We start from the raw sequence: 21,077 nt of genomic DNA on the forward strand, positions 1-21,077 counted from the left end.
TGGGGAGTCGCCAAGCTGGTTAAGGCACCGGATTTTGATTCCGGCATGCGAAGGTTCGAATCCTTCCTCCCCAGCCAGCCAAATACATAAAAAAGCTGTTGAACTCGGGCTCCGACCTACGGTTCAGCGGCTTTTTTGTTTTATTCGTTTTCGCACGCACGTTTTTTCCGTCGCGTCCCGAAACACCCACGCATTGCGCATCACATCATGGTCATGGCAAACGACAGCTTCATGATTTTCACGGGCACCGCCAACACTCGGCTGGCCGTGGATGTAGTCAACCATCTCGACATGTCCCTCGGCAAGATGACCGTCGGCCGTTTCTCGGATGGTGAAGTGATGGTCGAGATCAACGAGAACGTGCGCGGCAAGGATGTCTTCGTCCTGCAGCCCACGTGTGCGCCGACCAATGACAACCTGATGGAAATCATGGTGATGGTCGATGCCCTGCGCCGCGCGTCGGCCGGCCGCATCACCGCCGCCATGCCGTACTTCGGCTATGCCCGCCAGGACCGCCGCCCGCGTTCGGCGCGCGTGGCCATCTCGGCCAAGATCGTGGCCAACATGCTGCAGGTCGCCGGCGTCGACCGCGTCCTCACCATGGACCTGCACGCCGACCAGATCCAGGGCTTCTTCGACATCCCGGTCGACAACATCTACGCCGGTCCGATCTTGCTGGGCGACATCTGGCGCCGCAATTTCCAGAACCTGGTCGTGGTGTCGCCCGACATCGGCGGCGTGGTCCGCGCCCGCGCGCTGGCCAAGCAGCTCGAAGCCGACCTGGCCATCATCGACAAGCGCCGTCCGCGCGCCAATGTTTCCGAAGTGATGAACATCATCGGTGAGGTCGACGGCCGCACCTGCATCATCATGGACGACATGGTCGACACCGCCGGCACGCTGTGCAAGGCGGCCCAGGCCCTGAAGGAACGCGGCGCCGGCGCCGTGTACGCCTACTGTACGCACCCGGTGCTGTCCGGTGGCGCCATCGAGCGCATCGAGGCCTCCGAGCTGGACGAACTGGTCGTCACCGACACCATCCCGCTGTCCGAGCAAGGCCAGTCGTGCGGCAAGATCCGCCAACTGTCCTGCGCCGCGCTGCTGGGCGAGACCATCCTGCGTATTTCCAACGCGGAATCGGTCAGCTCGCTGTTCGCCGACTAAGCCCGGATAGCCAGTACCCCGAATTTCCTTGTGTGCCGCTGGTCGCGGCGGCACGCAGAAAATGCCAGGCGCATGTCGCGCCGGGCAAATATCAGCCGGCGCAAGCAGTACCGCAACACCGCGCCGTATATATCGTTCCGGAGTTTTCCATGAAATTCACTGCCACTACGCGTAGCGTCCAGGGTTCGAGTGCGAGCCGCCGCCTGCGCCACGCGGGTCGCGTTCCTGCCATCGTTTATGGTGGTACGGCCGCCCCGCTGAACATCGAAGTCGATCACAACGACATCTACCACGCCCTGCGCAAGGAAGAGTTCCACGCTTCCATCCTGCAGATGGAAGTGGACGGCGGCAAGGCCGAGCAAGTCCTGCTGCGTGCCGTGCAATGGCACCCCTACAAGCAGCAAGTCCTGCACATCGACTTCCAGCGCGTCGATGCCAAGCAAGCCCTGCATACCAAGGTGCCGCTGCACTTCCTGAACGCCGAGATCTCGCCTGCCGTGAAGATCAACAGCGCCGTCATCACCCACGTGCTGACCGAACTGGAAATCACCTGCCTGCCGTCCGCGCTGCCCCAGTTCATCGAAGTCGACCTGACCAACCTGCTGGCTGGCGCGTCGGTTCACCTGGCCGACGTCAAGCTGCCCAAGGGCGTGACCTACGTCGCCCACGGCGGCGATGCCAACCCGGTCCTGGCTTCGGCCCTGGTCAAGGGTGGTGGTTCGGCTTCCGCTGAAACGGAAGACGGCGAAGAAACGCCCGCTGCCGAATAAGGCATGCGCCGGGCCTGTCCCGGCACTCGAAAACTCCGCGTGTGCACCGGCACCGCGGAGTTTTTTTATGTCCGCCGTTCCCGAGCGCGGGCTCGCGGCCTCTGCGCTGAACGTCCGCGGGCCATATCGGGCACAATGACGGCGCAACCCACACCCATCCGCTTCTTCATGACTGAGCCCATCCGCCTGATCGTGGGGCTGGGAAATCCCGGACCCGAGTACGAGACCACCCGCCACAACGCCGGTTTCTGGCTGGCCGATCAATTGGCCGGCGACCTGCGCACCTCGTTCTCGTTCGAGAAGTCGTTCTTCGGCGAAGTCGCCAAGACGCGCAAGGACGGCGAGAACATCCTGCTGCTCAAGCCGGCCACCTACATGAACCGTTCCGGCCAGGCCGTGGGCGCGCTGGCGCGCTTCTACAAGCTGGCGCCCGAACAGGTGCTGGTCTTGCACGACGAACTGGATCTGCTGCCGGGCCAGGTCAAGTTGAAACAGGGCGGTGGCCATGCGGGCCACAACGGCCTGAAGGACATCCAGGCTGCATTGGGCAGCCCAAATTTCTGGCGCGTCCGCATCGGCATCGGCCATCCGCGTACCCTCAACCTGGCGCAGCAGGTGGCCGATTTCGTGCTGCATCCGCCGCGCCGCGAGGAAATGCCTTCCATCGAAGCCGTGCTGGACCGTTGCCGTGTCGCGGTGCCCGCCATGCTGGACGGCGATTTCCCCAAGGCCACGCGCCAGTTGCACAACGCCTGACCCATGGCCAGCCACCTGCGATTCAGCGAAGAGCTCGCCGACTTCTGGCAATTCCTGAGACAGCCCACGTTGCGCCGCCTGCCGGTGCGGCGCGCCGTGCACGGCGACCTGGCCGGCGACTGGATGCCCAACATCACGTTCGGCCGCCTGATGGCGTGGGCCGGCGTACTGTGGGCCATCAATCTGTTCGCCTTCGGTCCCATCGCCGTGATGGCGGCGGGGTCGGGCGGCGCGCAGCATCGGCTCGATCCGCAGAACATCCCCTGGCTGACCGCCGTCCTGTGGGCGCCCATCGTCGAAGAGATGCTGTTTCGCTACGGCCTGCGCAGGCCGGTGCAGGCCTTGTGGTTATGCCCGCTGATGCTGGTGCCTCTGCTGTTCGGCCCGCAGGGCTGGACCGCGGCCTGGCTGGCCTGCGTGATGCTGGCGGCCAGCCTGCCGCTGCGCCGTGGACGCGTCAGCATGGCCGGCAAGCGCCTGGGGTGGCGCCGCGAGTATGTGCGGCGCTACGGACTGGTCTTTCATCTGGTGACGCTGACCTTCGCGGCGGTGCACTTGAACAACTTCACGCTGCAAGGCACGCCGTGGTATCTGCTGCCCTTGCTGGTGCTGCCCCAGTGGGTGACCGGCCTGCTGCTGGGCTGGATGCGCACGCGGCGCGGCTTCGGGGCCACCATGCTGCTGCACGGCGTGTTCAATGCCGGGCCGGTGCTGGTGATCCTGACGCTGACGTCGCTGGTGGGATTGCTGCCGGTGGATCTGCCTGCCGCGAAATAAGCGGCGATACGGGCCGGCCACGCGTACCCGGCGGCGCGCCGACTGTGCCCCGGGCAGCATCGAGCGTCCGTATCAGAAATCCGTATACGCCATCGGCTTGAACTTCTCTTCCAGGAACTTGCCGTTGGCCACCACCGCGTCCGCGTCGTGGCGGTAGATGCCTTCCGCGATCTTCACCAGTTGACCGTCCAGCAGTTCCAATTGATGGAAGAACAACTGCTTGGGCGTCTTGCCGTCATGCACCACCGTCATGGCCGCGAAGAAGGGCGGCAGCTTGAGGTAGTGGTTGATGGTTTCCGGCAGGTCGCGGGTGATGGTGCCGGACAGCGACAAGGCCTGCGTCAGCGGTACTTCGCCGCTGAACAGCTTGGGCGCCAGTTCGCGCACCATCTGCAGGATGTGCTCCAGCTTGGCCACGGCCTCTTTGGGCAGTTTCTTGCGCGAACGCTGGAACAGCGACTCCATGGCCTCGATCAGGGCCTCCTGGCTGGCGGCTTCCTTGATGTCCGCCTCGACGGCGGCGGCGCGGCCCGGCGCGATCAGCCAACCCGCGGCGTACAGGCCCAGCACGATGGGCAGCCACCATTGCTCGATGATGCCGGTGAAGAACAGCGCCAGCCCGGCCAGGGCCAGCGCACACCCCACGACGTTGCGTGTGCTGTAGAAGGCCAGCAGCACGCGGGTCTTCAGGGTCATTCCTGCCATTGCGCTTTCCCGGCTGTCGATCGCGGTACGTTTACTGGTAACCCCGCACTTCCTTGAAGATGGCCTGCAGGCCGCCCTTGTCGCCGTCGAACGAACGTCCGCCGGTGGCTTCGGCCAGTTTCGTCATCTCGGAAGACTCACCCCCCGCGAAGTAGATGGTGAAGACGCGGATGCCCTTCTTGTCGGCGGGCAGAGCATCGTACCAGCGCAGGAATGAATTCAGCGACATGCCGGACATGTTGGCGCCGTCAGTCATCACCACGATGCTGTAGAAGCGGTCAGGGTGGCGTTCGCGGCGCGCCAGCGCTTCCTGGTAGGCCGCCTGGGTGGCGTCATAGATGGCCGTGCCGCCGGCGGCGTACAGTTCGCGCACGTAGGAAGCAATGTCGTCCAGCGTCTCCTTCGACTGCGCTTCGCTGCCGCCCATGTCGAACGAATGGGTGACGCCCATCCTGTCGTTGAACGGCTTGATGTGGATCTGCTCGCGGTTGCGAAAGCGCGCGAAACGGCCGCTGATGCTGGAATCCGTGCCGGACAGGCCCAACATGGTCTTCTTCAGCTGGTCCAGGTTATTGCCGTCCATCGAGCCGCTGGTGTCCAGCACGAAGGTGCTGTCGGGCGGCGTTCGCACCTGGTTGTCGAAGGTCAGCAGGATGGCGTCGACCACTTCCTGCCTGGCGGGGAAGGCCAGTTCGCCGATGGCGGCGGCCGGGTTCGGCTGCGCCACGTCGGGGTTGATGGCCTGGCGCAACGTGCGTTGCGCCATCGCCTTCTGGAAGGGCGCGCCGCGCAGATAGGCCACCAGCTTGTCGTAGGCCGCGCGCTTGTCCGCGTTGACCAGCATGAGCGGATAGTCCGATGTGGTCAGGCCGTCCTTGGGATAGATCAGCGTCAGCTTCTCGCGCATCGCCGGATCGCGGTTCAGCGTCAGCAGCACCGACGAGTAGTTGATGATGCCGTCGACCTGGTCCTGGTTCTTCAGGAAGGCATCGGCCAGCCAGCCCGAACTGCCTGCCGTCATCTTCTGCGCCTTGAAGAAGGCGGACAGCGACTTGCTGTCGATGTCCTTCACTTCCAGCGCATCGCCCTTGCCCGACAGCGCGGCGGCCAGGCCCAGCAGGGCCGAGAAGCCCGTGTTGGACGAGGCCGGGCTGGTCATGCCGAAGGTGAACTTGCCGGCCTCGGCGGCCTGCGAGATGTCCTTCCAGGTGGCGCCCGTGTAGCTGCCGCTGCCGTCGTCCCAGCCCAGCGCGCGGGCCTTGCTGGACTTCAGGCCCAGCACCACCGGCGTCAGCATGGTGCGCTCGGAGGCGACGATGCGCTTCTTGGCCTCCGGCACCAGCATGGCGTAGCGGTTGCTGGCGAACCAGGCCAGGTCGGTGGCCTCGCCCGACTGCAGGCGTTCCACGCCATCCAGCGTGCCGACGTACTTCATCTTCAGCTGCACGCCGGTCTCGCGCCGGATGTCCTCCAGCATCGGTTCGATGTCTTTCAGCTCCGAGCCGGCCAGCACGGTCAGCGTGGCGGCTTCGGACGAGCCGCCCGACGCCTTGGCGCCGCCGGCGCCGGTGTTGCTGGAGGAGGTGTCCGACGCCTTGTCGCAGGCGGCCAGCGCAAGGCCCATCCCGGCGATCAGCGCCAGGCGGGTCAGCAGTTTCTTGAGCATGATCGAATTCGCGTAGAAGAGTGGGCGAGCGGTCAGACCTGCACCGGGCCGTCGGGCAGGGCGGGGGCCTGCCGCACGGCTTCGGACGCGGCCTGCTGGCGCGAGCGGTCCAGGTACTGCTCGCTGCGTTCGATCTGCGCCTTCATCAGCGCGTTGTTCTTGCCCATCGTGTCGATGGCCTGCGAGCGGAACGTGTCCATCGCGTCCATCGCCTTGAAGGTGTTGTCCATCATTTCCTGAATGCGCTGCACGCCGATCAGCGGATCCGCGGCGAACTCGCCGGTGCGCTGCACGTGCTGGCCCAGTTGGCGCGAGGTCTCGGTGACCAGGTCGCCGATGGTGTTGGACACGCCCTGCAGCATCTCCATCACCTGGATCTGGTTGCCGGTGGCGCGCGCCACGGTCTGGGCGGTGGCCAGGGCCGACATGCCGGTGGTGGCCACGCGGTTGCAGCCGTTGACCATCTCGCGCGCCGTCTTCTTCAGCACCGTCATCGACAGGTAGCCGTTGACGTTGACGGCCATCTGCGTCTGCATGTCCTGGTAGTTCTGGCGCACGTAGAACAGTACTTCTTGCTCCAGCGCGCGGGCGCGGTCGGGATCGGTGGTCTTCAGGGCGGCGACGCGGCTGGACACCTCGGTGTCCAGTTTTTCGGCGAAGGTGATGGCGCCCTTGAGCTTCTGCATGGCGTCCCACAGCTTGGCCATGGTGACGTCGATCTCGGCCGAGTCGCGCTGCATGTCGTCGCGCGCGCGGTGCAGGTCGGCCATGATGGCCTTCAGGTGGTCGCCGGCGTCCTGGAACTTGCGGAAGTAGTCCTGCAGCTTGTTGCCGAACGGAATCAGGCCCAGCAGCTTCCTGGGCGACAGCAGGTCGCCCTCGCGGCCCGGGTTCAGTTCATCGAGCTGCGAGCGCATCGACTGGATCGCCTTGAACGCGGCCGAGTCCTCGATGCCCACGAAATTGCGCTCCATGAAGCGGCCGGTCATCAGTTCGGAGGCGTTGGAGATCTCGTTGCGGCCCAGGTGAAAGAGGGCGTCGACGCGGCTCTTGAACGTATCACTGTGCACGTCTTCCGTGAACAGCGTGTTCACCACGCTGGCCACTTGTTTGTCGATGGCGGCGGTGGTCTCGTCGGGCAGGGCCACCATGTCGGTGGCCTTCTTCTGTTCGACGGGCTGGATCACCTCGGGCGGGGTCAGCACCATGTCGGGGGGCGTCAAGGTTTGCGTTTGCTGTTCCATATTCTTCATGTCCGATGTCGGATTGGGGATCCGGGTTGCTCGTTCAGGGGGGACAGGCCGGTCGCGCGCCTACTCAATTGAATTTCCGTTCGATGCCTTGGATCAGGTACTCCAGCGTCTCGTAGCTGGGCGGGTCCACCACGTCGACCAGCACGTCGGGCGCGCTGAGTTTCTTGTCGTTGAGGAACGAGACGAACTTGCCGCTGTCCGCGGTGCGGTAGCCGTATTGCACGGCCAGCGCCTGCAGTTCCGGGTCTTGCGACAGCGCCTCGCCCAGCCGCTGGCCCTTTTCGTTGAAGGGCACCAGCGTGTGCTTGGTGTAGAGCGTGGGGCGCGGATATAGCAGCACCATGTCCGTGTTGGGCGTGGGGCGCTTGGACTGGTATTCCAGGTACTGGCTTTCGTAGATCATCACCAGCGGCGCCTTGCCGATGCCCATGGTGGTGTAGTCCTCGAACGGGCCGGCCGAGCTGGACTCTTGAAAACCCTGGCGCAGGAACAGGCTGGACAGCGCGGGCAGCAGGCGGTCGGCGTCGGCCTGCGTGTTCACGATGTTGTTCTTGTTCATCACATAGCTGGCCAGCGCCAGGTACATGGCCGCGCTGTTGGACTTGCGCACGTCGGTCGAGCTGACCAGGATCGACTTGCTGGTGTTGAACACCGTGTTGTTCGGCAGTTCGTTCCAGCGTTTGCCCTGCTCGATCATGGTCATCAGGCGGTCCATGTCGATGATGTAGTGCGTGCCGTTCTCGGTGCGCACCAGGCCGGCGCTCTCCAGCATCGGCACCAGCGTCTTCCACGAGGCGATCGCCATCGGCGTGAAGAAGGGCTGGTAGACCTGGCGCGCGTTGGAAGCCTTCTGCAGCGTGATGGCCGCGGGCGCGCCTGCGGGAAAGCCGAAGTCGTAGCCGTCCCGCTTGCGTGCGCTGATCTCGCGCGAACCGACCTTGTCCACCGCCACGGTGAAGCCCAGTTGCTTCAGGCGGGCCTGCACGCGCGGGTCGAGGAAGTAGGTTTCCTTTTCGGACCCGATCATGCCGCGTACCTGCACGACGGCTTTCGCGGCGGCCTGCGCGGCGTCGGTTTCCAGCTTGCGGGTGGAGGAAACATAGATGGCGCCGCCGATGCCGGCCAGCAGGGCGACTGCCAGGACGGGCGCCAGGATCTTGCGTAGTTGCATAAGCGCTGGTCTCTTTCTGTGGGGGGCTTTCGGGGACATAACCCCGCTTCCGCGCATGAATCGTAGGTAAGCGGCGCGGCGAGGTCAAAGCCCGTTACCAGAAGATAAATGCATGAAATGTCATATTTATGAAGCTTTTCGGCGACGCCGCGGAGGGTCGGCGCGGAGCGGTTAAAATTCGCCCTTTCCCGGACCCGCCGCGCACAGGATTCCTTCTGGATTCCGCCGCTTGGCGCGGCCCCGTCCACGGCTCAAGCGATCCCGGCGGTTTGCACGCATGCGGATCGGGCACCTCGGCCCTGCCACAGGCAGGCCGCCAGTGCACTGATATTTATAGGATTTCCATGGCTCTGCAATGCGGCATCGTCGGCCTGCCCAACGTCGGTAAATCGACCCTTTTCAACGCGCTGACCAAGGCTGGCATCGCCGCCGAGAACTATCCCTTCTGCACCATCGAGCCGAACGTGGGCGTGGTCGAAGTGCCGGATCCGCGCCTGCAGAAGCTGGCCGAGATCGTCAAGCCCGAGCGCATCCTGCCCGCCACCGTCGAGTTCGTGGACATCGCCGGCCTGGTCGCCGGCGCCAGCCAGGGCGAAGGCCTGGGCAACCAGTTCCTCTCGCACATCCGCGAGACCGACGCCATCGTCAACGTGGTGCGCTGCTTCGAGGATCCCAACGTGATCCACGTGGCGAACAAGGTCGACCCTATTGCCGACATCGAAGTCATCGAGACCGAACTGGCCCTGGCCGACCTGCAGACCGCCGAGAAGGCCATGCAGCGCCACACCAAGACCGCGCGCTCGGGCGACAAGGAAGCCCAACGCCTGGTGGCCGTGCTGGAGAAGTGCGTCGCCGTGCTGAACCAGGCCAAGCCGGTGCGTTCGGTGGACCTGAGCGACGAAGAACGCGCGATGATCGCCCCGCTGTGCTTCATCACCGCCAAGCCGGCGATGTATGTGGGCAACGTCAGCGACAGCGGTTTCACGAACAACCCGCTGCTGGACCGCCTGGTCGAATTCGCGAATCAGCGCAACGCGCCGGTGGTGGCGATCTGCGCCGCGATCGAAGCCGAGATCGCCGATCTGCCGGATGAGGATCGCGAGGTGTTTTTGGCGGATATGGGCATGGAAGAGCCGGGGCTGAATCGTTTGATTCGTGCCGCGTTCAAGCTGCTGGGGCTGCAGACGTACTTCACGGCGGGGGTGAAGGAAGTGCGTGCGTGGACGGTGCGTATCGGCGCGACGGGTCCGCAGGCGGCGGGCGTGATTCATACCGACTTCGAGCGCGGGTTCATTCGCGCGCAGACGATCGCGTATGAGGATTACATCGCGTACAAGGGCGAGCAGGGCGCGAAGGAAGCGGGGAAGATGCGGGCGGAAGGGAAGGAATATGTGGTGCAGGATGGGGATGTGATGAACTTCCTGTTCAACGTCTGATCGACGCGTAGCAAGCCGGGTTTTCAACGAGGCTCCGCCAACCGAAAGGTTGGCGGAGCCTTTTAGTTGGTTCGCCAGGTTGGACTTTGCTGGGCGGTGTGCTCGGCGATGCGTGTTCGATACAGCACGCCCTGCATGGCAATGCGCCGAGGGTGTCGTCATCATGAGCGAGTTGGGCGGCTTGGGACTTATCTCTCGCTCAAGAACGCTCTCTTGATGAAACTAATCCAGTGGATTAAATTCGACATAACTGTGCTGCAAGGCATTGTCGAACTGCCCTCTTATGCGCGCCTGGCCGACAAGCTGTTGAGTGCGGGAGAGCGAAGAGAGTTGGTCGACTATCTTGCGCAGTCCCCCAAGTCTGGCGACATCATGGAAGGTACCGGTGGCGTGCGCAAATTGCGATGGCGGCGCGGTGGGAAAGGAAAGAGCGGAGGCGTTCGAGTCATCTACTACTATCACGATGACCTCATGCCCTTGTATCTGCTGACGCTTTTCTCCAAGGGTGACAAAGCCAATCTGACGCAGGCCGAGCGCAATGAGCTGGCCTGCTTGGTCGACATCCTGGTGAGTCTTTGGAAAGAGAGAACGTGATGGGCACGGCATTCAAGAGCATCAAACAGGGGCTGGAAGAGGCCATCGCGCACGCGAAAGGTGAAGCGATGGGTGTGCGCGTGCATCGGCCACGCTCTGTCGATGTGAAGGCCGTGCGGGCCAAGGTCGGCATGACGCAGGAACAGTTCGCCGCGTGTTTCGGTTTTTCCGCGGCGACGCTACGGCATTGGGAACGAGGAGACCGCACCCCACATGGTCCGGCCCTGGTCCTGCTCAACGTGATCGAGCGCAACCCGCAGGCCGTGATTGACGCGTTGGCTTGATACAGACCATTGGGGATGGCCGTAAATCAAAGTGATGTCTTTGCGCGCTCTTCCCGGCGGCGGCCTGTCAGTAATTTCGTGTTCAAGGCATAACATGTATCCAAGGAGTATGTATGCCACGCAACCCGAATTCCAAGCTGGCAGATCTGCCAGCTATTCTCGCCACGCACCAACGACTTCAAATCCAACGTCTCTGCACGCGCCGCGTGAACGAATGAGGCCCCAAGCGCCATTCTTTAGCGTATTGGTTTTGCGATGCCGTGTGTGTGGCAAAGAAGGTAATCCATCAGTAAATGGGGTAATTTTCCTGACGGATGCCCTATTTCTGGCGATGCGAAACCCGCGAGACTGCTCAGTTCGCGTATCGCATCCGAGTCAATGATCGTCATCTATAACTACCTCGACAAGTGCGAAAAAGGCCTGCGTGCAGGACGTTTCCGCAAAAAAAGCCGTCAAACCGTGCATGGCGGCTCGTTCCTGGCGTTACGTCATCAAGCCTGATTGATCTCGTCCTCGCCGATGATCTCGGCCACGAAAACCTTGCCAGGGCCGTCCAGGAAGTATTCCTCGGGGGACGGATCACGCAGGCGCATGTAGGTGGCCTCGCCGATCTGCATGGTGTGTCCGGCAGGTGGCGACCAATTTCGAAGCGCGGCCCCCAGCACAGCGCCGAGGCTCAATGCGCTTCGCGATACGAACGCAGCCAGCCCAATCCTTCCGACGTGCCGGCACGCGGCTTGTACTCGCAGCCGATCCAGCCCTCGTAGCCCAGCTCGCGCAAGGTCTCGAACACGAAGGGATAGTTCAACTCCTCCCCATCGGGCTCATGCCGGCCCGGCACACTGGCGATCTGGATATGTCCGATGCGGTCTTTCAGGGCACGCAGTCGGGTGACGACGTCGCCCTCCATGATCTGGCAGTGATAGCAGTCGAACTGCAGCGCGATGTTGGAAGCGCCGACGGCATCGATCAGGGCGATCGCATCGTCCTGGTAGCTCAGGAAATAGCCTGGCATGTCGCGCTGGTTGATGGGTTCCAGCAGCAGGGTCACGCCTTGTGCGGCGGCCTGCGGCGCCGCCCAGGCCAGGTTTTCCTGGAAGGCGTCTACATAGGCGGCGCGGTCAGCGCCCGGGAGCATGAGACCCGCCATCACATGCAGCAGCCGATTGCCCAGCACGCCGGCATATTCCAGGGCTCGTCCCATCGCGTCGCGAAACTCGGCCTGATGTCCGGGCAGGGCGCCAATGCCGCGCTCGCCCTTCGACCACTGGCCCACTGCGGCGTTGAACAGCACCTGTTGCACACCGTTGTCGTCCAGCCGCTGCCGGATGTCTGGCGCGGAAAACTCCAGGGGTGAGACGTACTCCACGCCCTTGAACCCATCGCGCGCGGCGGCATCGATGCGGTCGAGAAAAGGCAGGTCCTGGTACAGGAAGCTCAGGTTCGCGGCGAATTGCAGGGACATGATGGGCTCTGAGTGAAACGGCGCGCTGGCACGCCCGGGGCAGATGCAGTGTAGTCAACCGCAACAGCGGCTGCGCGGACCTGCCGCAAGGGGCTGCCCTGGCAGGATCCCGCGTCCGCTGTTCGGCCGCCGATCCCCGCACGCCGCTCTCTCAGCCCTTGGCCACCGGCAACGAAAACCGGAACGCCGCGCCGCGCCCCGGCAGATCCAGCAACGCGATCTCCAGGCCATGCAGTTGCAGGATGCGATGCACGATGCGCAATCCCAACCCGCCGCCGCGCCGCGCGCCGCCCACCTCGAAAGGCTTCTGGAACACGGTCTCGCGCAGTTCGGCGGCAATGCCGGGGCCGCTGTCGCTGACAGTGATCTCCACCGTGTCCCGCCGCGGCGTCATTGCGATCTCGATATCGCCCCCCGCCGGCACGTGCCGCAGCGCGTTGTCCAGCAGATTGGTCAGCACGCGTTCGATCAGGCCCAGGTCGGCACGCACGGGCGGCGGTGGCGCGTCGAAGCGCGCGTGCAGTTTCACCTGGCGCGCCTCGGCCGCCAGTTCGAACTTCTGGAAGACGTCCTGCACCAGATCGGCCAGCGCGAAGGGCTCGGTCTCGGGCTGCACGAAGCCATACTCCAGCCGCGCCAGCTCGAACAGCGATTGCGCCAGTCCGCCGATCTTGCGGCTCTGGTCCAGCGCGATGCCCAGGTAGCGGCGGCGCTCCGCGGGCTGCAGCGATTCGTCCTTCAGCGACAGGGTTTCCAGATACCCGTGCAGCGAGGCCAGCGGCGTGCGCAGGTCGTGCGAGATGTTGGCGATCAGTTCGCGCCGTTCCTGGTCTTGCCGCGATAACGTCCGCCATTGTTCGCCCAGCCGGCCCGCCATCTGGCGAAAGGCGCCGTCCAGCACGGCGATCTCGTCGCTGTCCGTGCGGGTGCTGGCTGGGGGCGGGGGCGGGGTGGTGGGCGATCCGTCGATATCGAAGCCACGCACGGCTTCTGTCAGCCTGCGCAAAGGACGCGTGATGATGGCGAAGGCCGCAAGGCCCGCCACCAGGCACAGCAAGGCCATCAGCCCGATGGACCACAGGCCGATGTCCAGCGCGGTGCTGGTGGCATCGCGCGCGGCCAGGCGGTCGTGCGCCTCGCCCAGCAGCACCACGTACACGTAGCCCACATCGCGCCCGCCCATGCGCAGCGGCGCGGCGCTGAAGACCTTGCGCGCATCGGCGCTGCGCGGATCGTCGCCCAGCACGGGCAACCGCGCACCGCCGAGCAAGGCGCGCACGGGGGCCAGGTTCACCCTGTCGCGCTTCAGGCGATCCGCGGGCGCCGCATGGCCGGTGATGTTGCCGTCCAGGTCCAGCAGGTAGACCTCGACGCTGGGATTCACGCCCATCAGCTGGCTGAACAACTGACGCACGGCGTCGGGCTTCAGGCCATTGGCATCCATCAACTGCCCGGTGCGCGCGATATGTTCGGCCAAGTCGCGCGACAGGCCCTGCACGACTTCCAGCTCGTGCATGCGGCTGGCGCGGATCTGCATCCACGCGGACGTACTGCTGCACACCATCAGCAGCAGGGCGAACACCAGCGACAGGCGCTGGGTCAGCGTCAGGCGCCGCCACAAGGCCATCAGGCCTGGCCCTCCGGGGCCGCGAACTTGTAGCCGCGTCCCCACACCGTCAGGATGCGTTCGGGTTGCGCGGGGTCGCTTTCGATTTTGGTGCGCAGGCGGTTGATGTGGGTGTTGACGGTGTGCTCGTAGCCCTCGTGCCGATAGCCCCACACGGCATTGAGCAGGTCCATGCGCGAGAACACCTTGCCGGGCTGGCGCGCGAAGAAGTACAGCAGGTCGAACTCGCGCGGGGTCAGATCCAGGGCCTTGCCGTCCAGCGTGGCCTCGCGCGCCAGCGGATCGATGAACAGGCCGCCGGCCGAGAGGCTGCCCGCGTCCATGCGGGCGTTGCGGGCCAGTGCGTCCACGCGGCGCAGCAGCGCCTTCACGCGCGCCACCAGCTCCAGCACCGAGAACGGCTTGGTCATGTAGTCGTCGGCGCCCAGCTCCAGGCCGAGGATGCGATGCACCTCGCTGGCGCGGGCGCTGAGGATGATGATGGGGGTATAGCGCGTCATGGCGCGGGCGCGGCGGCAGATCTCCAGGCCGTCGATGCCGGGCAGCATCAGGTCGAGGATGAGCGCGTCCCAGTTGCCTTGTTCGAGCTGGCGCAGGCCCTCGTCGCCGGTGGCGGCGTGGGTCACGTCGAAGCCTTCGTCGCGCAGGTTCAGCGCGAGCAGGTCGGCGATATGGTTGTCGTCCTCGACCACGAGGACGCGTCTGGATGAGTCCATCGGCGGGCAGTAAAGAAGGGACGTGTCATTGTGGGCGCAAACCGCCTGCCGAGTGATCACGATTTGTTTAAGTTTACGTGAGGACTCCGGGAGGACGCCGGCACTACGCTGCGTTCATCGAAACCACCGAAGCGCGGAGATCCTCATGGCGACCAGACGACAATTCCTGTATGCGGGCGGCGTGGCCGCATTGGCCGCGGGCGTGCTGCCCCGGCTGTTCGATACGCGCGCGGTGGCTGCGCAGGCCGAGACCGGCCAAGGGGCGTTCGAGGTGACCCATACCGACGCGGAATGGCGCCAGCGCCTGACCCCCGCGCAATACAACGTGCTGCGCCAGGAAGGCACCGAGCGCCCCTACAGCAGCCCGCTGAACGACGAGCACCGCGCCGGCACCTTTGCCTGCGCCGGCTGCGGCCTGCCGCTGTTCTCGTCCAGGACCAAGTTCGAAAGCCACACCGGCTGGCCCAGCTTCTGGGAGCCCCTGGCCGATGCGGTCGGCGAGACCCGCGACACGACCTTCGGCATGCTGCGCACCGCCGTGCATTGCCACCGCTGCGGCGGCCATCTGGGGCACGTGTTCGACGACGGCCCGCGCCCCACGGGCCTGCGCTACTGCATGAACGGCGTGGCCATGACCTTCGCCGCGCAACCGGCCTGAGGCCGCGATCCCCCCTTATTTCCAGGACCGATAACCATGCTGCTCCTCGTTCTCGCCTATCTCGGCGGCGTCCTGACCATCCTCAGCCCGTGCATCCTGCCGGTGCTGCCCTTCGTGTTTTCCAGCGCCGGCCAGTCCTTCACGCGCGGCGCCTTGCCCCTGCTGGCGGGCATGGTGCTGACGTTCGCGCTGGTGGCCTCGCTGGCCGCCGTGGGCGGCGGCTGGGTGGTGGCCGCCAACCAATACGGCCGCTGGCTGGCGCTGGCGCTGGTGGCGCTGTTCGCGCTGGCCCTGCTGTGGCCCAGGCTGGCCGAACGCCTGGCGCATCCGCTGGTGTCCGCCGGCAACCGGCTGACGGAGACGGCGCAGGCCGGCGGCCCCCGGCCGGGCGCTTCTTTCCTGTTGGGGATCGCCACGGGCCTGCTGTGGGCGCCTTGCGCGGGCCCGATCCTGGGCCTGGTGCTGACCGGCGCCGCATTGCAGGGCGCCAGCCTGGGCACGTCGCTGCTGTTGCTGGCGTATGCGGCGGGCGCGGCCACGTCGCTGGCCGTGGCGTTGTTGGTGGGTGGCAAGGTGTTCGCCGCGATGAAGCGCTCGCTGGGCGCGGGCGAATGGGTACGGCGCGGCCTGGGCGGGGCGATGCTGGCGGGCGTGGTGGCCATCGCCTTCGGCCTGGATACGGGCGTGCTGGCGCAGTTGTCGACGGCGTCGACCAGCGGGCTGGAACAGCGCCTGGTGGATAAGCTGGGCGGTTCGCGAGGCGGTGCGGTTTCAGGGGCGCAGGGCGGCGCCATGGCGATGCAGGGCTCGCCCGCGATGCGGGGTTCCGACAGCATGGCGATGCAGGGCTCGGCGGCCATGCAGGGGGCCGACGGCATGTCCATGCAGGCCCTGCCGTCGATGGCCATGCAAGGCGCTGCCGCGATGAGGCCGTCCAACGGCCCCGCCATGATGGCCGCCAGCGGCGCCATGCGTGCGGCGGACGCCGGCACGGCCTCGTCGTTGCCCGTCGAAGGCATGCTGCCTTCGCTGGACGGCGCGGTGCAGTGGCTGAATTCCCCGCCGCTGACGGCGGAGGGCCTGCGCGGCAAGGTGGTGCTGGTCGATTTCTGGACGTACTCGTGCATCAACTGCCTGCGCGCATTGCCGTACGTGAAAGCCTGGGCCGACAAGTACCGCGACCAGGGCCTGGTGGTGATCGGCGTGCATGCGCCCGAGTTCGCCTTCGAGCGCGACGTGGGCAACGTCGCCAAGGCCATCCAGCGTTACCGGCTGGACTACCCGGTGGCCATCGACAACAACTACGCGATCTGGCGCGCCTTCAACAACCAGTATTGGCCGGCGCATTATTTCATCGATGCCCAGGGCCGTATCCGCTACCACCATTTCGGCGAAGGCGACTACGACAAGTCGGAACGCGTCATCCAGGACCTGCTGCGCGAAGCCGGCGCCCAGGTGACGGAGGGGGTCTCGACCGTGTCGGCTCAGGCCGACCAGATGGCCGCCGGCGTGAGCCCGGTGCAATCGCCCGAAACCTATCTGGGCTACGACCGGGCAGAGAACTTCGCCTCGGGCGCCGCCGTGCATGACCAGGCCGGCCGCTATACGGCGCCGGCGAATCCCAAGCTGAACGCGTGGGGGCTGGACGGCAGCTGGAACATCGGTGCCGAGCAGGCCCGGCTGACCAGCCCGTCGGGCCGCATCGTCTACCGATTCCATGCCCGCGACCTGCATCTGGTGCTGGGACCGGGGCCGGACGGCAAGCCCGTGCGCTTCAAGGTCACGGTCGATGGCCAGGCGCCTGGCGACGCGCACGGCGCGGACGTGGCCGCCGACGGCACGGGCACGGTCACCGAGCAGCGGCTGTACCAACTGGTGCGCCAGCCCGGCCCCATCGCCGACCGCACCTTCGGCATCGAATTCCTCGACCCCGGCGTGTCGGCGTATGCCTTCACGTTCGGCTGATCCCGTGGCGTCCGGGGCGGCAGCCGCGGGCGCGAAGGCCTTTTCTCTTCATCGCACCCCTCGCGACAGGAGCCTTGCACCATGACGACGCAATCCCATTCTTCCCCTCCGCGCCGCCGTGCGCTGCTTTCCCTGCTGGCGGGCAGCGCCGCGCTGGCCGCGGGCATTTTCGCCTGGCAATCACCGGCCTGGTCGTTCGGCATGGGCGGCGAGCCCGGCGTGGCCATCGCCGCACCCATGCAGGATGTTCCCGCCAGCTCCGCACGCACCGAAACCGCCGTCTTCGCCGGCGGCTGCTTCTGGGGTGTGCAGGGCGTGTTCCAGCACGTGCAGGGCGTGCAACGCGTGCTGTCGGGTTACGCCGGCGGCGCGGCCGATACGGCACAGTACGAAATGGTGGGTTCCGGCACGACCGGCCATGCCGAGTCGGTGCAAGTCACCTACGATCCCTCCAAGGTCTCGTACGGCGCCTTGCTGCAGATATTCTTCTCGGTGGCCCACAATCCCACCGAATTGAACCGCCAGGGCCCGGACGTGGGCACCCAGTACCGTTCCGCCATCTTCCCCATGGATGCCGAACAGAAGCGGGTGGCGCAGGCCTACATCGCCCAGCTGGACGGCGCGCATGCCTTCTCGCGGCCGATCGCCACGCGTATCGAGGAACAGGCCCATTTCTACCCGGCTGAGGACTACCACCAGGATTTCCTGACCGAGCATCCGTCCCATCCCTACATCGTCATCAACGACCTGCCCAAGATCGGCGAGTTGAAGCGCCTGTTCCCGTCCCGCTACCAGGACAAGCCCGTGCTGGTGCGCCAGGCCTCCGCTTCGTAAGCGCAGGCGCATTCGGCCCGCGCCGGCGATTGCCGCGCGGGCCTTTTTGCCTGTCATTTCTGTCAGGATCTCCCGTCTTCTTGCACCCTGTCACGCCGAGCGTGCCAGGAACACGTCTTGCTACAGAACCCTGTCTCTTTGATTTGTTACGATAGGGCTTCATAGGCTGTTCACGCGCGAGACGAACTTCCCATTGTTCCGAAGGTCTGCCCTTTGATGATTCAGGGTATGCCGCAGGCTTGGCTGCCGCGGCATGCCCCTGGCAATGGCGGTTGCGCGGCGCAGCCTGAATGTCGCGCGCCCATGACGGCGCCCCAATATACGCAGTAACTCTCGCAGCCGAGGTAGTGACGGTGCATCAATGAAGACGTGGTTGAAACGCATCCTGATCGGCTTGGTCGTGGTCGTCGTCGTGGCGGTCGTGGGCCTGGCCATCTTCCTGCTTACGTTCGACCCGAACGCCTACAAGTACAAACTCGAAGAGCTGGTCCAGGAGCGCTATCACCGCAGCCTGGCCATCGATGGCGAGATCGAGCTGTCGCTGTTTCCGCGCATCGGCCTGGCCGTGCAGGGCGTGTCGCTGTCCGAGCCGAACAGCGACGAGACCTTCGCTTCCATCGACAGCATGCGCCTGGCCGTGGCCGTCTGGCCGTTGCTGTCCAACAGCTTCGTGGTCGACCACGTCACCATCAATGGCTTCAAGGCGCGCATCGTGCGCGACAAGCAGGGCAATCTGAATTTCTCCGACCTGATGCGCAACGACACCGCGCCCGCCAGTGCCGAGCCGACGCCCGCCGGCGCCATCGGCGGCGCGGCGCAGGCGCTGGTCAACGGCACGCCCGTCACGCCCAGCAGCATGCAGATCGACATCGCCGGCCTGGACCTGCAATCGGGCGAACTGCAACTGCAGGACGCCATGACGGGCATGGCGGTGGCCGTGACCCAGCTCAATGCCACCACCGGCCGCATGACGTTCAACCAGCCGTTCGACGTGTCGATGTCGGCCCGGATGGAAGGCGGCAACCCGCGCGTGGATGCCGGCCTGACCGGCCAGGCGCAGATCACGCTGGATCCGGTCGGCGGCCGCCTGGCGGCCCAGAAACTCGACGTGCGCATGAACGGCATCCTGCCGGGCGCCCAGGCCAAGAGCCTGGCGGTGCGCGGCAACCTCGCGGTCAATCGCCGTGCATCGTCGCTGGACGTTTCCGGCCTGGAACTCGTCTTTGCCGGCGACATCACCGAGCCCTCCATTGCCATGACTGGCGTCGAGGCCAGCGTGGCGGTGCCCAAGCTGGCGGCCGATCCGAATCAGAGCCAGCTGCTGCTGGAGCGCATGGCCGTGCGTGTCAAGGGTACGCGCGACGGCGGACCGCTGGAGTTCGCGCTGGACGCGCCCACGCTGAACATCAAGCCCGATGCCGCCACCGGCCAGGGCCTGACGGGCCGCGTGCGCACGCAGACGCTGGACACCAGCTTCGGCCTGACCGGCATCAGCGGCAACGCCCGCGAGCTCGACATCCAGCAGGCCAAGATCGACAGCACCCTCAAGCAGGGCGAGCGCGTGGTCAAGGCCGCGTTCACGTCACCCGTGTCGCTGAACCTGCTGCAACGCTCGGGCGGCCTGTCGGCCGTCAAGGGCGACGTCAACATCACCGATCCCGGCCTGCCCAAGGGCAGCCTGCAGATTCCGGTCATCGGCAGCGCCTCGGCCGACCTGTCCAAGGACCAGGCCAGCGCCCGCGTCAATGCGGTGCTCGAAGGCGGCAAGTTCGACCTGTCCACCGACGTCAGCCAACTGACGAAGATCCCCAACGTCAAGTTCGCGCTGGCCGTGGACACGCTGGACCTGGACAAGCTGATGCCCGCCGCGGTCCCGCCCAAGCCGGCCGCGCCCGCGGGCGATGGCAAGCAGGACGCCTCCAAGCCGCCCGCGCCCGCTGCGCCCGCGGCCCCGCCCGCCAACGACGGCAGCTTCGATCTCTCCGGCCTGGTGGGCCCCTCGGCCGTCGGCACGATCAACATCGGCCAACTGGTGGTGCGCAAGGTCAAGGCTTCCGACGTCGCTGTCGCGCTCGAACTGAACAAGGGCAAGCTCGACATCACCTCGATGGTGGCCTCGTTGTACGAGGGCAAGCTGGGCGGCACGATGTCCGTGGATGCCGCCAACGGCAACCAGATGGCCGCCAAGATCACGCTGGCCGACGTGTCGGTGCAGCCGCTGCTGGCCGATGTGGCGGGCCGCGACGCGCTGACCGGCAAGGGCAGCATCGTGGCGGACCTGAAGACGGCCGGCGCCAATACCTATGCCCTGGTCAACGGCCTGGGCGGCACGTCGCAGATCCGCCTGCGCGACGGCGCCATCAAGGGCATCGACGTGGCGCAGGTGCTTGGCGAGGCGAAGTCCCTGTTCGCCGGCGGGATCAAGAACGCGCCGGTGGATTCGGATACGTCGCGCCAGACCGCGTTCACCACGCTGGACGCCGACCTGGCCCTGACCAAAGGCGTGGCGAAGGCCACCCGGCTGGATCTGAACTCGCCGCTGGTGCGTGTCACCCAGGGCGATCCGGCCAACATCGATTTCCCGCGCAGCACGCTGGATTTCGTGGCGCGCGCGCGCGTCAACGCCAATCCTTCCGAAGAGGGCAAGGCGCTGGACTTCCTGAAGGGCGTGTCGGTGCCGGTGCACGTCACCGGGCCGTTCGACAAGCCCGTTTATACGTTGATGTGGCAGAGCATCGCCGGCGACCTGCTCAAGCAGGGCGTGGCGCAGCGCCTGAAGGATGCCCTGGGCGGCCAGGGCACATCGGTGGATGCCGTGAACAAAGCGCTTAAAGGCTTGATCGGAAAATGAGCGACACCCGTTTTCAGCCCGTGGCCGAGTGCGGCCACACCGCACAGCCCGACGCGGCGGCTTACGATCGGCGCTGGCTGGTGGTCAACGATGCCGGGCAATGGATGAACCGCGAGCTGTGTCCGCGCCTGGCCGACGTGTCGGTGGCGCTGCGGCTGGGCTACCTGGTGCTGAAGGCGCCGGGCATGTTGCGGCTGGACATCCCGCTGGACGTGATCGAAGACGACGACAGCGTGCGCTACCAGATTCCGCTGTGCGGGCAGGAGGTCGACGTCATCGACGAAGGCGAACTGGCCGCCGCCTGGATTTCCAATGTGGTGGGCTTCCCGTGCCGCGTGATGAAGGTGCACCCGGACGTGTCCGAGGTGCGCTGGGGCTGACGCGT

General features: G+C 65.6%; 21 protein-coding genes and 1 tRNA gene. 14 read left to right on the forward strand and 8 right to left on the reverse strand.

The genetic code is table 11. The features are described 5' to 3' along the window. From A7W11_RS10770 to A7W11_RS10790, 5 genes are all read left to right on the forward strand, one after another. Positions 1-77 (forward strand) — tRNA-Gln (locus A7W11_RS10770). A 136-nt stretch (positions 78-213) separates the two neighbouring features. Further along, positions 214-1,164, forward strand: coding sequence for a ribose-phosphate pyrophosphokinase (locus A7W11_RS10775; RefSeq protein WP_066128841.1), 951 nt, complete (start codon positions 214-216; stop codon positions 1,162-1,164). A 149-nt stretch (positions 1,165-1,313) separates the two neighbouring features. Beyond that, the gene (locus tag A7W11_RS10780) at positions 1,314-1,934 is read left to right on the forward strand and encodes a 50S ribosomal protein L25/general stress protein Ctc (protein WP_066411535.1); all 621 of its coding nucleotides are present in this window, start codon (positions 1,314-1,316) and stop codon (positions 1,932-1,934) included. Between the two features lie 168 nt (positions 1,935-2,102). Further along, the gene (gene pth, locus A7W11_RS10785; protein ID WP_066413881.1) at positions 2,103-2,690 is read left to right on the forward strand and encodes an aminoacyl-tRNA hydrolase; all 588 of its coding nucleotides are present in this window, start codon (positions 2,103-2,105) and stop codon (positions 2,688-2,690) included. A 3-nt stretch (positions 2,691-2,693) separates the two neighbouring features. After that, positions 2,694-3,467, forward strand: coding sequence for a CPBP family glutamic-type intramembrane protease (locus tag A7W11_RS10790; RefSeq protein ID WP_066411537.1), 774 nt, complete (start codon positions 2,694-2,696; stop codon positions 3,465-3,467). Positions 3,468-3,539: 72 nt separating this feature from the next. Here the strand turns inward: A7W11_RS10790 and A7W11_RS10795 are convergent, their stop codons facing one another. The 4 genes from A7W11_RS10795 to A7W11_RS10810 all read right to left on the reverse strand — a co-directional run bounded on the left by A7W11_RS10795 (position 3,540) and on the right by A7W11_RS10810 (position 8,262). Beyond that, positions 3,540-4,172, reverse strand: a complete 633-nt coding sequence (locus A7W11_RS10795) for a hypothetical protein (protein WP_162270262.1) — start codon at positions 4,170-4,172, stop codon at positions 3,540-3,542. 31 nt (positions 4,173-4,203) lie between these two features. Further along, positions 4,204-5,838 carry a vWA domain-containing protein gene (locus A7W11_RS10800; RefSeq protein WP_066411544.1) on the reverse strand — a complete coding sequence of 545 codons (1,635 nt, stop codon included), beginning with the start codon at positions 5,836-5,838 and terminating at the stop codon, positions 4,204-4,206. 32 nt (positions 5,839-5,870) lie between these two features. After that, positions 5,871-7,091: a toxic anion resistance protein gene (locus A7W11_RS10805; protein WP_235816843.1), complete on the reverse strand. Its 1,221-nt coding sequence runs from the start codon at positions 7,089-7,091 to the stop codon at positions 5,871-5,873. A gap of 64 nt (positions 7,092-7,155) precedes the next feature. After that, complete coding sequence (locus A7W11_RS10810) at positions 7,156-8,262, reverse strand: hypothetical protein (protein ID WP_066411548.1); 1,107 nt, start codon at positions 8,260-8,262, stop codon at positions 7,156-7,158. A 344-nt stretch (positions 8,263-8,606) separates the two neighbouring features. Here A7W11_RS10810 and ychF point away from each other — a divergent pair, with 344 nt between their 5' ends. From ychF to A7W11_RS28995, 4 genes are all read left to right on the forward strand, one after another. Further along, positions 8,607-9,698, forward strand: coding sequence for a redox-regulated ATPase YchF (gene ychF / locus A7W11_RS10815; RefSeq protein ID WP_066411558.1), 1,092 nt, complete (start codon positions 8,607-8,609; stop codon positions 9,696-9,698). A 216-nt stretch (positions 9,699-9,914) separates the two neighbouring features. Then, on the forward strand, positions 9,915-10,292 hold the full coding sequence (locus A7W11_RS10820) for a type II toxin-antitoxin system RelE/ParE family toxin (protein WP_066413899.1): 378 nt from the start codon (positions 9,915-9,917) through the stop codon (positions 10,290-10,292). Continuing rightward, entirely contained in the window at positions 10,292-10,576 is a 285-nt protein-coding gene (locus A7W11_RS10825; RefSeq protein WP_066411561.1) for a helix-turn-helix domain-containing protein, read from the forward strand. Before A7W11_RS10820 ends, A7W11_RS10825 begins: the two co-directional genes overlap by 1 nt. A gap of 378 nt (positions 10,577-10,954) precedes the next feature. Then, positions 10,955-11,077, forward strand: coding sequence for a hypothetical protein (locus tag A7W11_RS28995; protein WP_268874731.1), 123 nt, complete (start codon positions 10,955-10,957; stop codon positions 11,075-11,077). On the opposite strand, the gene A7W11_RS29000 is transcribed toward A7W11_RS28995, so the two are convergent. The 4 genes from A7W11_RS29000 to A7W11_RS10840 form a co-directional block, all read right to left on the reverse strand. Next, complete coding sequence (locus A7W11_RS29000; protein WP_268874732.1) at positions 11,068-11,193, reverse strand: hypothetical protein; 126 nt, start codon at positions 11,191-11,193, stop codon at positions 11,068-11,070. The two genes, A7W11_RS28995 and A7W11_RS29000, sit on opposite strands and share 10 nt — an antisense overlap. Before the next feature lie 59 nt (positions 11,194-11,252). Then, positions 11,253-12,041, reverse strand: a complete 789-nt coding sequence (gene otnI, locus A7W11_RS10830; RefSeq protein WP_066411562.1) for a 2-oxo-tetronate isomerase — start codon at positions 12,039-12,041, stop codon at positions 11,253-11,255. 151 nt (positions 12,042-12,192) lie between these two features. Next, complete coding sequence (locus tag A7W11_RS10835) at positions 12,193-13,668, reverse strand: sensor histidine kinase (protein ID WP_066411564.1); 1,476 nt, start codon at positions 13,666-13,668, stop codon at positions 12,193-12,195. Then, positions 13,668-14,384, reverse strand: coding sequence for a response regulator transcription factor (locus A7W11_RS10840; RefSeq protein WP_066411567.1), 717 nt, complete (start codon positions 14,382-14,384; stop codon positions 13,668-13,670). The genes A7W11_RS10835 and A7W11_RS10840 overlap by 1 nt, the downstream gene beginning before the upstream one ends. Positions 14,385-14,529: 145 nt before the next feature. Here A7W11_RS10840 and msrB point away from each other — a divergent pair, with 145 nt between their 5' ends. The 5 genes from msrB to A7W11_RS10865 all read left to right on the forward strand — a co-directional run bounded on the left by msrB (position 14,530) and on the right by A7W11_RS10865 (position 21,072). Beyond that, positions 14,530-15,042, forward strand: a complete 513-nt coding sequence (msrB, locus tag A7W11_RS10845) for a peptide-methionine (R)-S-oxide reductase MsrB (protein WP_066411570.1) — start codon at positions 14,530-14,532, stop codon at positions 15,040-15,042. Positions 15,043-15,078: 36 nt separating this feature from the next. Beyond that, positions 15,079-17,007 carry a cytochrome c biogenesis protein DipZ gene (locus A7W11_RS10850; protein ID WP_066411572.1) on the forward strand — a complete coding sequence of 643 codons (1,929 nt, stop codon included), beginning with the start codon at positions 15,079-15,081 and terminating at the stop codon, positions 17,005-17,007. An 81-nt stretch (positions 17,008-17,088) separates the two neighbouring features. Next, on the forward strand, positions 17,089-17,841 hold the full coding sequence (gene msrA, locus A7W11_RS10855) for a peptide-methionine (S)-S-oxide reductase MsrA (RefSeq protein WP_066411575.1): 753 nt from the start codon (positions 17,089-17,091) through the stop codon (positions 17,839-17,841). Between the two features lie 361 nt (positions 17,842-18,202). Then, entirely contained in the window at positions 18,203-20,692 is a 2,490-nt protein-coding gene (locus A7W11_RS10860; RefSeq protein WP_066411579.1) for an AsmA family protein, read from the forward strand. Then, positions 20,689-21,072, forward strand: coding sequence for an MOSC N-terminal beta barrel domain-containing protein (locus A7W11_RS10865; protein WP_066411582.1), 384 nt, complete (start codon positions 20,689-20,691; stop codon positions 21,070-21,072). Before A7W11_RS10860 ends, A7W11_RS10865 begins: the two co-directional genes overlap by 4 nt. The last annotated feature ends 5 nt before the right edge of the window (positions 21,073-21,077 follow it).

Origin of the sequence: Bordetella ansorpii, from assembly GCF_900078315.1 — a bacterium.
GTDB lineage: Bacteria > Pseudomonadota > Gammaproteobacteria > Burkholderiales > Burkholderiaceae_B > Bordetella > Bordetella ansorpii.

What these genes read in the sequence shown, in the direction of transcription:
- A7W11_RS10775 (WP_066128841.1), top strand. Translation starts at nt 214, where the DNA reads ATGGCAAACGACAGCTTCATGATTTTCACGGGCACCGCCAACACTCGG.
- A7W11_RS10780 (WP_066411535.1), top strand. Translation starts at nt 1,314, where the DNA reads ATGAAATTCACTGCCACTACGCGTAGCGTCCAGGGTTCGAGTGCGAGC.
- pth (WP_066413881.1), top strand. Translation starts at nt 2,103, where the DNA reads ATGACTGAGCCCATCCGCCTGATCGTGGGGCTGGGAAATCCCGGACCC.
- A7W11_RS10790 (WP_066411537.1), top strand. Translation starts at nt 2,694, where the DNA reads ATGGCCAGCCACCTGCGATTCAGCGAAGAGCTCGCCGACTTCTGGCAA.
- A7W11_RS10795 (WP_162270262.1), bottom strand. Translation starts at nt 4,172, where the DNA reads ATGGCAGGAATGACCCTGAAGACCCGCGTGCTGCTGGCCTTCTACAGC.
- A7W11_RS10800 (WP_066411544.1), bottom strand. Translation starts at nt 5,838, where the DNA reads ATGCTCAAGAAACTGCTGACCCGCCTGGCGCTGATCGCCGGGATGGGC.
- A7W11_RS10805 (WP_235816843.1), bottom strand. Translation starts at nt 7,091, where the DNA reads ATGAAGAATATGGAACAGCAAACGCAAACCTTGACGCCCCCCGACATG.
- A7W11_RS10810 (WP_066411548.1), bottom strand. Translation starts at nt 8,262, where the DNA reads ATGCAACTACGCAAGATCCTGGCGCCCGTCCTGGCAGTCGCCCTGCTG.
- ychF (WP_066411558.1), top strand. Translation starts at nt 8,607, where the DNA reads ATGGCTCTGCAATGCGGCATCGTCGGCCTGCCCAACGTCGGTAAATCG.
- A7W11_RS10820 (WP_066413899.1), top strand. Translation starts at nt 9,915, where the DNA reads ATGAAACTAATCCAGTGGATTAAATTCGACATAACTGTGCTGCAAGGC.
- A7W11_RS10825 (WP_066411561.1), top strand. Translation starts at nt 10,292, where the DNA reads ATGGGCACGGCATTCAAGAGCATCAAACAGGGGCTGGAAGAGGCCATC.
- A7W11_RS28995 (WP_268874731.1), top strand. Translation starts at nt 10,955, where the DNA reads ATGATCGTCATCTATAACTACCTCGACAAGTGCGAAAAAGGCCTGCGT.
- A7W11_RS29000 (WP_268874732.1), bottom strand. Translation starts at nt 11,193, where the DNA reads ATGCAGATCGGCGAGGCCACCTACATGCGCCTGCGTGATCCGTCCCCC.
- otnI (WP_066411562.1), bottom strand. Translation starts at nt 12,041, where the DNA reads ATGTCCCTGCAATTCGCCGCGAACCTGAGCTTCCTGTACCAGGACCTG.
- A7W11_RS10835 (WP_066411564.1), bottom strand. Translation starts at nt 13,668, where the DNA reads ATGGCCTTGTGGCGGCGCCTGACGCTGACCCAGCGCCTGTCGCTGGTG.
- A7W11_RS10840 (WP_066411567.1), bottom strand. Translation starts at nt 14,384, where the DNA reads ATGGACTCATCCAGACGCGTCCTCGTGGTCGAGGACGACAACCATATC.
- msrB (WP_066411570.1), top strand. Translation starts at nt 14,530, where the DNA reads ATGGCGACCAGACGACAATTCCTGTATGCGGGCGGCGTGGCCGCATTG.
- A7W11_RS10850 (WP_066411572.1), top strand. Translation starts at nt 15,079, where the DNA reads ATGCTGCTCCTCGTTCTCGCCTATCTCGGCGGCGTCCTGACCATCCTC.
- msrA (WP_066411575.1), top strand. Translation starts at nt 17,089, where the DNA reads ATGACGACGCAATCCCATTCTTCCCCTCCGCGCCGCCGTGCGCTGCTT.
- A7W11_RS10860 (WP_066411579.1), top strand. Translation starts at nt 18,203, where the DNA reads ATGAAGACGTGGTTGAAACGCATCCTGATCGGCTTGGTCGTGGTCGTC.
- A7W11_RS10865 (WP_066411582.1), top strand. Translation starts at nt 20,689, where the DNA reads ATGAGCGACACCCGTTTTCAGCCCGTGGCCGAGTGCGGCCACACCGCA.